Below are 11738 nucleotides of genomic sequence, written 5' to 3' on the forward strand. Positions count from 1 at the left end.
CTATGCCGATGACGTACAACCGGGTGCCTAGAGGTGCCTTAGCGGAGGCTTGAGCCGTGTGCTGGGAAACTCGCATGCACGGTTCTTAGGGGGTTGGACGCGGGCAACCGCGTCTGACTACCCGACACCGTGATCTCGCTGGCGCCCAACCTGTTCTACGGCACCACCATCGCGGTGAATATCCTGGTGCTGTCCAAACACAAGACCGATACCGACATCCAGTTCATCGACGCCAGCGACTTGTTCAAGAAGGGCACCAACAACAACCTGCTGCTGGATGAGCATATCGACCAAATCATGGCCGTGTTCGACAGCAAGGAAAACGTCGACCACTTCGCCAGGTCGGTGCCGTTGGAAGATGTGGCTGCTAACAACTACAACCTGTCGGTCAGCAGCTACGTGGAAGCCAAGGACAACCGTGAAGTGGTGGACATTGCCCAGCTCAACGCCGAACTGAAAACCACCGTTGCCCGGATCGACCAACTGCGCAAGGAGATTGATGCCATCGTTGCGGAAATTGAAGGCGAGGAGTTGGAGGTATGAGCGGCGTCAATTTCTTGGAAAAGCTGCTGGATGGGGTGGCAGTGGAGTGGAAAGAGCTGGGGGATGTCATCAGATTAGAAAAAGGCCGCCAGCTAAATAAAGAACTGCTTTGTGAAAACGGACCTTACCCGGCCTATAACGGAGGGGTAACGCATTCCGGGTTTACCGACACATTCAATTACTCAGAAAACAAAACCATAATAAGTCAGGGTGGCGCGTCTGCTGGTTTTGTTAATTTCGTCACATCCAAGTTTTATGCCAATGCGCACTGCTATGTAGTGCTACCAAATACTGAGGCAGTTGAGAACCGATATGTTTACCATCTCTTAAAACTCAATCAGGTGCGTCTGGCCGGTAAGCAACACGGTGCGGGCATACCCGCATTGCGACCCAGTGAGATTTTAGAAATCCCCATTCCCATCCCCTACCCGGGCAACCCAGAAAAATCGCTTGAAATCCAGGCAGAAATCGTTCGCATACTGGACAGCTTCACCGAGCTGACCGCCGAGCTGACCGCCGAGCTGACCGCCCGCAAAAAACAGTACAACTATTATCGTGATAAGTTGTTGAGTTTTGAGGATGGGGAAGTGGAGTGGAAGACGCTTGGGGATCTCGCAGAGAACCTCGACTCAATGCGAAGGCCAATCACTAGCGGGCTAAGAGAGCCAGGTGATATCCCATATTACGGAGCCTCGGGAATCGTTGACTATGTCAAAGACTATATCTTTGATTGCGACCTTCTACTTGTTTCCGAAGATGGAGCGAATCTATTGGCGCGAAATACGCCAATCGCATTTAGTATTAGCGGAAAGAGCTGGGTGAATAATCATGCTCACGTGTTGAAATTCGAAACATATGCTGAGCGAAAGTACGTCGAATACTACTTGAATAGCATCGACTTGACGCCCTACATCTCAGGAGCAGCGCAGCCAAAGCTGAATAAGAAGAGTCTTGAAAGTATTCGCATCCCGAATCCACCTCCAGAAGATAAGAAGCGAATCGTCGACATCTTGGATAAATTCGATGCCTTGACTGGCTCCATCAGCGACGGCTTGCCCCGCGAAATCGAGCTGCGTCAGAAGCAATACGAGTATTACCGTGATCTGTTGCTGAGCTTCCCGAAACTGGAGGCTGCGGGGGCATAAAGTGAGCAAAACACTGAAAGAGATCGCCAGGCAGCTAATTGGCACCAATAAGAAAGTGCAACTGATCTATGCGTTTAATGGATCGGGAAAAACACGACTGTCCCGTGTGTTCAAGGAGGAGGTTGTAGCCTCCAATAATAACGGGATGCAGAATAATGGCGAAGCGGAACCTTCACGCAATAAGGTGCTTTACTATAGCGCCTTTACCGAAGACTTGTTTTACTGGGATAACGACTTGGAGACTGACTCCGAGCCAAAGCTGAAAATTCAACCGAATACTTTCACGGACTGGCTCATTACCTTACTCAAAGAGCTGGGCGAAGATGGGAATATTGTTTCCAACTTCCAGAGATATACGGGTAGTAATGCCAATCCTATCTTCAATGAGGAATACAAGAGGAAAGCCAGGGACTTTAATGGGAAAGAGGTAGAGATTACCATTCCAGCCTTCACGGAAATTGTTTTTCAGGTGGCGTCCAGTGTTCCTGATGGAGATAAATCTACCGCTGCTTCTGCAAACGATGAGCATCATACAGCTCAAGGGCACTATAAGGCTATAAAGATATCCAGGGGTGAAGAGAGTAATTTTATCTGGAGCGTTTTCTTCACTCTTCTTCAGCAAGTTGTATCGACATTGGATGAACCCAACGTAGGTGACAGAGTCACTGAAAAATTCAACAATCTTGAGTATGTCTTTATTGATGACCCGGTGTCGTCCTTGGATGATAGTCATCTCATTGCACTTGCAGTCGATTTGGCTGGATTGATAAAGCGTAGTTCTTTCTCCGATGGCAAGGGGCTGAAGTTTGTTGTAACGACACACAGCCCTCTCTTCTACAACGTTCTGTACAACGAGTTCAGCAATGATTTGAAGAGGGTAAATCAGGAAGGTAATTCCTCATGGGTTTATAAGCGTGGTCAATCCGAAAAATATCTTCTTAAAAAGAAGGCGGATGAGGGATTTGATCTGCACTCATCAAATGACCACCCCTTTTCTTACCACCTGTTCCTGCTGGCCGAACTACGATCCGCGGTTAGAGATGAGCAGATCAAAAAATATCACTTCAATTTTTTAAGAAATATATTGGAAAAAACCGCCACATTCCTTGGCTATCCACGATGGGAAGATTTGCTTGAGAAGACTGCGGATGGGGTCCCGGATCCATTCGCAAACAGAATCCTGAATTTATCCAGTCACTCTGCGCATGCAGGTGAAGAAGTGGCTGAGATCGAAGACTCTGATAAGGAAAGGCTCGCCCAACTGGTTTCATTTTTGAGCGAAACCTACCGCTTTAATTAGCAAGAGGCCAAGAATGCTTGATTACAAGGCCATCGCCGAATCCAATAATTTCATTGTTCTGGACCAGTACACCCGCGAGTGGAAGGTCGCAGAGAGCTACCAGAGCGAAAGCGACCTGGAACGGGAGCTGATCCAGGATCTGGTCAATCAGGGCTACGAGTTCGCCTCGTCCATCAAGACGCCCGAAGCCTTGCTGGCCAACGTGCGCGTGCAGCTGCAGGCACTCAACGCCGTTCAGTTCACCGAGGGCGAATGGTTGCGCTTTGTGGAAACCTGGCTGGACAAGCCCAGCGAGGGCATCGTTGAAAAGACCCGCAAGGTTCACGACGACTACATCCACGACTTTATCTTTGACGACGGCCGCATCCAGAACATCTACCTGCTGGACAAGAAAAACATCGCCCGCAACAAGGTGCAGGTGATCAAGCAGTTCGAGCAGACGGGCAGTCATGCCAACCGCTATGACGTGACGATTCTGGTCAATGGTCTGCCGCTGGTGCAGGTGGAGCTGAAGAAGCGCGGCGTGGCGATCCGGGAAGCCTTCAACCAGGTGCATCGCTACAGCAAGGAGAGCTTCAACAGCGAACATTCCCTGTTCAGGTATCTGCAGCTGTTCGTGATCTCCAACGGCACCGACACCCGTTACTTTGCCAATACCACGCAGCGCAACAAGAACAGTTTCGACTTCACCATGAACTGGGCGAAGGCGGACAACACGCTCATCAAGGACCTGAAGGACTTCACGGCCACCTTCTTCCAGAAGCACACCTTGCTCAATGTGCTGCTGCATTACTCGGTGTTCGACGTCAGCAACACGCTGCTGGTGATGCGGCCTTACCAGATCGCCGCCACGGAACGCATTCTGTGGAAGATCAGGAGCAGCTATCAGGCCAGGAACTGGAGCAACACGGAAAGCGGCGGCTATATCTGGCACACCACCGGCAGCGGCAAGACCTTGACCAGCTTCAAGGCCGCGCGCCTGGCCACTGAGCTGGACTTCATCGACAAGGTGTTCTTCGTGGTGGACCGCAAGGATCTGGACTACCAGACCATGAAGGAATACCAACGTTTCTCGCCGGACAGTGTCAACGGCTCCGACAGCACGGCGGGCCTGAAGCGCAATCTGGAGAAGGACGACAACAAGATCGTCGTCACCACCATCCAGAAGCTCAACAACCTGATGAAGAGCGAGGCGGACTTGCCCATCTACGGCAAGCAGGTAGTGTTCATCTTCGATGAGTGCCACCGCAGCCAGTTTGGCGAGGCCCAGAAGAACCTGAAGAAAAAGTTCAAGAGGTTCTACCAGTTTGGTTTCACCGGTACACCCATCTTCCCGCAGAACGCACTGGGCGCCGAGACCACGGCCAGCGTGTTTGGCCGCGAGCTGCACGCGTACGTGATCACTGATGCGATCCGCGACGAAAAGGTGCTCAAGTTCAAGGTGGACTACAACGATGTGCGCCCGCAATTCAAGGCCATCGAGACCGAGCAGGACGATAAGAAGCTGAGTGCGGCGGAGAACCGGCAAGCCCTGCTGCACCCGGATCGCATCCGCGAGATTACCCGGTACATCCTGAACAACTTCCGGCAGAAGACCCACCGCCTGCAACCGGGCGGCTCTCGTAGCAATGGGGGCTTCAACGCCATGTTCGCCGTCAGCAGCGTGGATGCGGCCAAGCTGTATTACGAGTGCTTCCGGGAGTTGCAGAAGAACAGCGACAAGCCGCTGAAGGTGGCCACCATCTTCTCGTTTGCTGCCAACGAGGAGCAGGATGCGATTGGCGATATCCAGGACGAGAGCTTTGATGTGTCGGCCATGAACAGCAGCGCCAAGGAGTTCCTGAGCGCGGCCATCGCCGACTACAACGCGCTATTCAAGACCAACTTCAGTGTGGACAGCAATGGCTTCCAGAACTATTACCGCGACCTGGCCAAGCGCGTCAAAGAGCAGGATGTCGATCTGCTGATCGTGGTCGGCATGTTCCTGACCGGCTTTGATGCCCCCACGCTCAACACGCTGTTTGTCGACAAGAATCTGCGTTATCACGGGCTGATGCAGGCTTACTCGCGCACCAACCGCATCTTCGACGCCACCAAGACCTTCGGCAACATCGTCACCTTCCGCGATCTGGAACAGGCGACCATCGATGCCATCACCCTGTTTGGTGACAAGAACACCCGGAACGTGGTGCTGGAGAAAAGCTACAAGGAGTACATGGAAGGCTTCACCGATGCGGCCACCGGTGAGGCGCGTCGGGGTTTCATGGATGTGGTGCGGGAACTGGAAGCCCGCTTCCCTGACCCTGCGGCCATTGAGAAGGAGGCGGACAAGAAGGCCTTCGTCAAACTGTTCGGCGAGTACCTGCGCGTCGAGAACGTGCTGCAGAACTATGACGAATTTGCCAGCTTGAAAGCGTTGCAGAGCGTCGATCTGACGGACCCTGCCGCAGTGGAAGCCTTCAAGGCCACGCACTACCTGAGCGATGACGATCTCGCCGCACTGCAGGCTATCAAGCTCCCCGCCGAGCGGAAGATCCAGGACTATCGCTCGACCTACAACGACGTACGTGACTGGCTGCGCCGCCAGAAGGCAGGGGACGAGAAAGATAAATCCACCATCGACTGGGATGACGTGGTCTTTGAGGTGGACCTGCTGAAATCGCAGGAAATCAATCTGGACTACATCCTGGAACTGATCTTCGAGCACAACAAGAAGACCAAGAGCAAGTCTGAGCTGGTGGATGAGGTGCGCCGGGTGATCCGGGCAAGCCTGGGTAACCGCGCCAAGGAAAGCCTGGTGGTGGACTTCATCAATCAGACTGACCTGGACCTGCTTGGCGACAAGACCAGTGTGATCGAGGCCTTCTTCACATTTGCGCAAGCGGAGCAGCAGCGCGAAGCCCAGGAGCTGATCGACACGGAGAACCTCAACGCCGAGGCCGCCAGGCGATACATCACCACCTCACTCAAGCGTGAATACGCCAGCGAAAACGGCACCGAGCTCAACGCGGTGCTGCCCAAGATGAGCCCATTGAACCCGCAATTCCTGACCAAGAAGCAGACTGTCCTCCAGAAGATCGCTGCCTTTGTCGAGAAGTTCAAGGGTGTAGGCGGGCAACTATAAGCACTCGATTATCAGGGAGGAGAACATGTGGCATGACAACGAAACAACCACGGACTACTTGAATTTCGGCGTCGTTGCGGATGCCTGCGCAAAGCTTCTGCAGCAGGCCAACGGCCAGCCCATTTCTATTGGCGTATCCGGCGGCTGGGGCGTTGGGAAATCCTCATTGGTACGCATGGTCGCGTCACGGCTGAACGTCGACGCAGATCCCGACAAGAATACGTACGTGGTGGTCACCTTCAATCCTTGGCTGTATCAGGACTTCGAGGGCGCACGTAGTGCTCTTCTTCAAATGGTCGGTGATGAAGTGTTGCGCCGAGCTGCCGCTGACGAGGGACTGGTGAAGAAAGCCAAAAGGCTTCTTCAGCGCATCAATCTGTTGCGAGTTGTTCAACTCGGGGGCGAAGCGGCGGCAACGATCGCCACAGGCATTCCGATTGGCTTGATTGGACGTGCGCTCGCAAAGTTTGGCTTGAGCGACGAACAGGGAGAGGCTGGCGACGACCGAGCCGAGAAGGATGAGGATTGGGGGGTACTGAAGCCTGCCGAGCCGGTCTCTCTACCAGGCGAAATTCAGGCATTTCGAGACGCACTTGAGGAACTTCTGGAGGAGCTGAAGATTACCCTTGTCGTGTTCGTGGACGACCTTGATCGTTGTCTCCCGCAGACGGCCATTTCGACACTTGAGTCCATTCGCCTGCTGCTGTTCCTGAAACGCAGCGCGTTTGTTGTCGCTGCCGACAACGAGTTCATCCGAGGTGCTGTGCGAGTGCACTTTGCGGGGACGGGCATCAGCGATGAGGTTGCGACGAACTACTTCGACAAGCTTATCCAGGTCCCGCTGCATGTGCCAAGGCTAGGTGTGAATGAAGCAAAGGCCTACCTGGCACTGTTGCTGCTGGAGCGGGCAGTGGCCGAAGGGCAGTTTGTCGACGATCAGTTGTCACGAGCCATTCAGGCCGTCTCTGAACGCCTCAAGACCAGTTGGCGCGGTGATGCGGTGACGCTGGAATTTTTGAAGGGCCTCATCAACCCTCAGAACGCTCACTTGGTCGAGCTGATGGAATTGGCTGAGGGGTTGGCACCGCTGCTCACGAGTTCGAGCAAGGTAAACGCCAATCCGCGCCTGATGAAGCGGTTCCTCAACACTGTCTTTCTCCGGTCAGCCTTGGCCAAGCCTCAGGGGATTGAATTGGACCTCAAGGCTTTGGCCAAATGGCACCTGTTGGAGCGCTGCGACGAAGCCTTGGCAAACGCACTTGCAGGCCGGGTCACTTCCGCGACGGAAGGACGTGTTGATGCCATTCGACTGGCTGAACAGGCCGCCCGAGAAGGTGGAGCCTTGCCTGAGCCCTTCAAGGATGAGTTCTTCCATAGGGAGTGGCTTGGGCTTGCGCCTGCGCTCGGCGAAATGGACCTGCGCCCATTGCTCCACCTGAGCAGGGACTCCGCGATGCGGGACTTCGGTGACGACAGCTTGACGACCGAAGGCCGTGCTTTGCGGGATGCGCTGATGGTTGCGACCAGCGCAAATGAGCCGCTGACACAGGCAATTCGAGCAGCTGGAATGAGTCAGGCTGACGCGGTAATGGCCAAGGTGTGGCAGCTGAAGTCACCAAAGCGAAACTGGCGACAAACCGAAGATGTTGTGCCATTGCTGGAAATCTCCAAGATCTTTCCTGACCTTGGTGCAAAGGCCGCCGCGTTGCTGGCCCAGGCGCCCATCAAGGAGGTCGGTCCAGGGCTCGTCCCTCTCCTTTATGAGCAGACGTGGGCTCGCCCTGTGCTCGATCAGTGGCATGCCGCCGGTGATGCTTCCAGACCGGTCAAGCAAGCCATTGAACAAGCCAGGAAAGGAGCGCGCTGATGGGAACGTCAACATCAAGCAAAGGTGGTGGCTCCCGCTCCCCATTTGATCCTGAGTGGCTGTCGCCGCCCGAAGGCGGCAATGGCGGAGACAGTCCTGCGCCTGGTGATGGCGAAGGCCCTCCTACAGCTGATGCCAACGACGCCAACGCTGACGGGCAGGGCGACGCGGCTGGCGGTGAAGACGGTGATGTGACCGGGCCTGCGCTAGCGCCTGACCGCCGCTTTGCTCCAGCCCGTTCTGGCATGTCGGCATTCCTTGGTGGCGGGGGGCGCGAAGCTTTGCGCAGTGCGACCAAGAGCATGGTCAGCAAGGGAATGGGCGGCCCGCGACGAGCAGCGGCCACCATGAGAGCGACGGCTCAGGGGGCCGGCCAACTGGGGCAATTTCTTGCGTCCGCACGGGATGCCACGGACCCACGAGTTGTCGACTGGGTCCATCGGGTTCGCGCCCAGAACCTTTCAGCAAACGACCTCGTCCTGGAGGTGGTCAAAGAAGTTCTTCCGAACACAGGAAGTGTCGACGAAGAATCCATTCGGAACGCTGCGGCAGAAGCGCTTGGTCAGCTGTACGAGGTAGCCCCTGAAGTCGACATCTTCAATCTGACAGATGCACAAATCGGCGACCTCATCGGCTACATCGTCGCCAACGACCTATGTAATCGCGTTGACCTGCAACTGGGTCAAACATACGAGAAGCTTAAGTTCGATGCGCGGCAAATCCAGCTCTATCGGAATGACATCAAGGAATATGTCAACGCTCAAGTCAAGGTGGTTCTTGACCGGCAAGGACCAGGCGGGATTGACCATCAACGACTCGCCAGAGAAGTCTTGGCCTCAACCCTTGAGGTATTCGTCGAATGAAAGTTCTATGTACAACACCTGACTTCTTGCCTACGCGCCTCGATGCCGGGGAAATCGTATTTACCTACTTCAAGAGCGCCCGGCGCCCCGGTGTTGGCACCATCGCAAAAGGATGGCGAGGTTCGTTGAAGCGGCGCGGATTCGCCCCGAGCGCGCAGGTTTGGGACTTCGTTCAGTTCTGCCTAGCAGTTTGCGCAGCCGACTTGGCCTGTCTTCGAAGTACGAGTGCGGATGGCTGGACGCGAGTAATTGAGCTTACTGTCGGCCTGCATGAGCCACTGCGCTGGCTGCCCTTGCAAGAAACGCTTGAAGCACTTCTCAAGGTTCTCACTGGCGACTACTGGAAGCTCCATTTCGTAGCTGGCGGTGCAGCACCTCCGGATGGCAGGCCCGTCGCGACTGCGCACGACTGCGTATCCTTGCTATCAGGCGGCCTCGATAGCCTCATTGGGGGAATAGACCTCGTTGCACAAGGTCGCCGCCCGATGTTTGTGTCGCAGCTGGCACATGAGGACTCTCTGCGTCAGAGGAATTACGCAGCGCAGCTTGGCGGCGTGGGGTCTCACTGGCAGTGGAGTCATGGCATCAGCTTTCGCGGCCAACGTGAGACTTCAACGCGCGCTCGGTCTCTGGCTTTTTACGCGTTCGCGGTGCTGGCTGCCTCGCGGGTCGCCAGCAATCCTGTCCAGGTGTTTGTTCCAGAGAATGGATTCATTTGCATCAATCCGCCTTTGGTGCCAGGACGCGTCTCTAGTTTGAGCACCCGGACCACGCACCCTCAGTTCATCGCAATGTTGCAGAGTGTGTTGAACGAATTGGATGTGCCTGTACGGCTTGAACTTCCCTATCAGTTCAAAACCAAGGGCCAGATGCTCAAGGAATGTCTCAACCAGCCTCTTCTTCAGCAGTTGGCAGCGGACTCCACGAGTTGCGGCCGTTTTCGCACCTACAACCGAAAGCACTGCGGCCGGTGTGTTCCTTGCATGATTCGCAAAGCCGCATTTATCGCCTGGGACCCTGCCCGCGATACAACCGAGTATGTGCACCGCTCGTTGGCCGACGCGAATAAGACTAGCGGACCTGACGACCCGATGGCTGCAGCCCTTGCCGTACTCACGGCCCGGCAGAAGGGCTTGGACCGATTCCTGGGGGCCTCTCTGGCATTTGCCGAGCCCGCTGCCAGGTTGGCATACAGAAACGTACTTGCTAATGGTCTGAATGAGCTTGAAACCTTGCTACAGAGGGATGGCGTACTGTGATGGATTTCCACTGCCACCTTGACCTCTATCCGAATGCTCGCGAGGTATTCAAGGAAGCTGCGCAAAAGAATGAATTCACATGGCTGGTGACTACCAGCCCAAAGGCCTTTGTTGCGACTGCGCGTGTGCTTACCGGCGCGGCGAATGTACTCGTCACCCCAGGACTTCATCCAGAGATTGCGCACGAGCGTGCCGGCGAGCTCGACCTTCTGTTGACGCAAATGGGCGATGTCACAGCCGTTGGCGAAGTGGGCCTTGATGGCTCGTCTCGCTACCGCAAGAGCTACGATGTTCAGCGCGGCCTATTTGAGGCCATCATTGAACGTAGCTCGGCACTGGGCGGTCGTGTGCTCAGCATTCATTCACGTCAAGCTGTAAATGACGTACTGGCTGTTTTGGATCGACATGCCAGATTTGGAACCGCAGTAATGCACTGGTTCACAGGGACGGTGAAGGAGCTGCGAGCTGCGGAAGAGCGTGGCTGCTGGTTCAGCATCGGGCCGGCGGCATTTGCATCGAGTAGTGGCCGGGCTTTGGCGGCGAAGCTACCGCGGCACTTTGTTGTTCCCGAAAGTGACGGCCCGTTTGCACAGGTCGATGACAAGCCAGTTCCACCCTGGAGCGCAGACCTCACAGCTAGGCACCTAGGACAAGCATGGGGCATTTCCACCCAGGAAGCAGCAATTTTGCTGAGCGAAAACTCTCATCGTCTTTTGAGACTAATACGGCAATACTAATTTCCAGCTTTTAGCATCATTGGCCATGTTGGAGAATTTGGTTTTTTAACACTAATAACTCGTCTGATCTTGGTAGTGATTCAGCGAGTCGACGTTCAAAAGCAAGCGCTTTTTTGCCTTCCTTTAGCAGCCTTCGGCAATGGCTCCATTCAACGACCTGGCCATTGTTGAGGATAGTCAGCATGGTACAGAGCATGGCAAGAGTCATACTTTGCGAAAGATCCGGCAGAAAGTGTTGCACGCCCTCGCTTTCCTCGCGGTGCGACACATCATCTTGGTCGATTTTCTGAAAATCATTATTGATTTTGCAGGCAACTCCCAACTTGCCCAGTTGATTCAGCAAGCTCGCGCCCTGCAGTCGTAGTAAAAACCGTTCAGATGTGCCAGAGGGCGTCTGACGCATAGCGCCTATCAGCTCATCAACTTGGGCAGTCAGCTGTCGCATCAGTTTCTTTTGCTGTTGCAAAGGCATGCTGTGTTGAAAGGCATCATCGAGTAGCAGCTCATCTATTTCCGAAAGCAGCGCAATGCTATTGGCAACCCGGCGATAACTGTCGGCCAATTTTTCAAGCTTGCGTGTCCTTGGGCTGTGTGTCTCCAACGAACAGTTGTTGGTGCCGAAAAGGGTGAGTTCAGCTAACTTCTCAAAGAAGTTCGACTGAATTTCGTGTGGCAGCGCCTTGAAATCGCGATGTTGCTGAATTTTTGCAATCAGGCGTTCCCTAAATAAGGAGCGTCCTACCTCCGTGTCGGGCAGGTACTCACTGTGTTCTACTTGCGGATTCCACGCCATCCGGCCACCCAGTCCGCTCTCATCTGGCCAGGCATTCCAGGGCCATCTGGCCACCTGTTCCACGGCCATCCGGCCGGGCAGTCGGAGCGCAGCGACGCAGGGGTGGC

Annotated in this window: 9 protein-coding genes; 8 read left to right on the forward strand and 1 reads right to left on the reverse strand. The window is 54.8% G+C overall.

Annotation, left to right across the window (positions count from 1 at the left end; genetic code table 11):
* The first annotated feature begins 129 nt into the window (after window positions 1-129).
* The 8 genes from G7020_RS22795 to qatD are packed head-to-tail and all read left to right on the forward strand — an operon-like array spanning window position 130 to window position 10838.
* Complete coding sequence (locus G7020_RS22795; protein ID WP_336509745.1) at window positions 130-543, forward strand: N-6 DNA methylase; 414 nt, start codon at window positions 130-132, stop codon at window positions 541-543.
* Entirely contained in the window at window positions 540-1688 is a 1149-nt protein-coding gene (locus tag G7020_RS22800) for a restriction endonuclease subunit S (protein WP_181087139.1), read from the forward strand. The genes G7020_RS22795 and G7020_RS22800 overlap by 4 nt, the downstream gene beginning before the upstream one ends.
* A 1-nt stretch (window position 1689) precedes the next feature.
* The gene (locus G7020_RS22805) at window positions 1690-2988 is read left to right on the forward strand and encodes an AAA family ATPase (protein WP_181087140.1); all 1299 of its coding nucleotides are present in this window, start codon (window positions 1690-1692) and stop codon (window positions 2986-2988) included.
* Between the two features lie 13 nt (window positions 2989-3001).
* Window positions 3002-6112 (forward strand): type I restriction endonuclease subunit R, encoded by a 3111-nt coding sequence (locus G7020_RS22810; RefSeq protein ID WP_181087141.1) that lies wholly within the window; start codon window positions 3002-3004, stop codon window positions 6110-6112.
* A 25-nt stretch (window positions 6113-6137) separates the two neighbouring features.
* Window positions 6138-7979, forward strand: coding sequence for a KAP family P-loop NTPase fold protein (locus tag G7020_RS22815; RefSeq protein ID WP_073651907.1), 1842 nt, complete (start codon window positions 6138-6140; stop codon window positions 7977-7979).
* On the forward strand, window positions 7979-8842 hold the full coding sequence (locus G7020_RS22820) for a hypothetical protein (protein WP_073651908.1): 864 nt from the start codon (window positions 7979-7981) through the stop codon (window positions 8840-8842). The genes G7020_RS22815 and G7020_RS22820 overlap by 1 nt, the downstream gene beginning before the upstream one ends.
* Entirely contained in the window at window positions 8839-10101 is a 1263-nt protein-coding gene (gene qatC / locus G7020_RS22825; RefSeq protein WP_181087142.1) for a Qat anti-phage system QueC-like protein QatC, read from the forward strand. The genes G7020_RS22820 and qatC overlap by 4 nt, the downstream gene beginning before the upstream one ends.
* On the forward strand, window positions 10101-10838 hold the full coding sequence (gene qatD / locus G7020_RS22830) for a Qat anti-phage system TatD family nuclease QatD (RefSeq protein ID WP_073651910.1): 738 nt from the start codon (window positions 10101-10103) through the stop codon (window positions 10836-10838). The genes qatC and qatD overlap by 1 nt, the downstream gene beginning before the upstream one ends.
* Before the next feature lie 16 nt (window positions 10839-10854).
* Here the strand turns inward: qatD and G7020_RS22835 are convergent.
* Window positions 10855-11738: hypothetical protein (locus tag G7020_RS22835; RefSeq protein ID WP_219852812.1), on the reverse strand; the 884-nt coding region annotated here is incomplete at its 5' end.

It is taken from the genome of Stutzerimonas stutzeri, assembly GCF_013522825.1.
GTDB lineage: Bacteria > Pseudomonadota > Gammaproteobacteria > Pseudomonadales > Pseudomonadaceae > Stutzerimonas > Stutzerimonas stutzeri_AK.

What these genes read in the sequence shown, in the direction of transcription:
- G7020_RS22800 (WP_181087139.1), top strand. Translation starts at nt 540, where the DNA reads ATGAGCGGCGTCAATTTCTTGGAAAAGCTGCTGGATGGGGTGGCAGTG.
- G7020_RS22810 (WP_181087141.1), top strand. Translation starts at nt 3,002, where the DNA reads ATGCTTGATTACAAGGCCATCGCCGAATCCAATAATTTCATTGTTCTG.
- G7020_RS22815 (WP_073651907.1), top strand. Translation starts at nt 6,138, where the DNA reads ATGTGGCATGACAACGAAACAACCACGGACTACTTGAATTTCGGCGTC.
- G7020_RS22820 (WP_073651908.1), top strand. Translation starts at nt 7,979, where the DNA reads ATGGGAACGTCAACATCAAGCAAAGGTGGTGGCTCCCGCTCCCCATTT.
- qatC (WP_181087142.1), top strand. Translation starts at nt 8,839, where the DNA reads ATGAAAGTTCTATGTACAACACCTGACTTCTTGCCTACGCGCCTCGAT.
- qatD (WP_073651910.1), top strand. Translation starts at nt 10,101, where the DNA reads ATGGATTTCCACTGCCACCTTGACCTCTATCCGAATGCTCGCGAGGTA.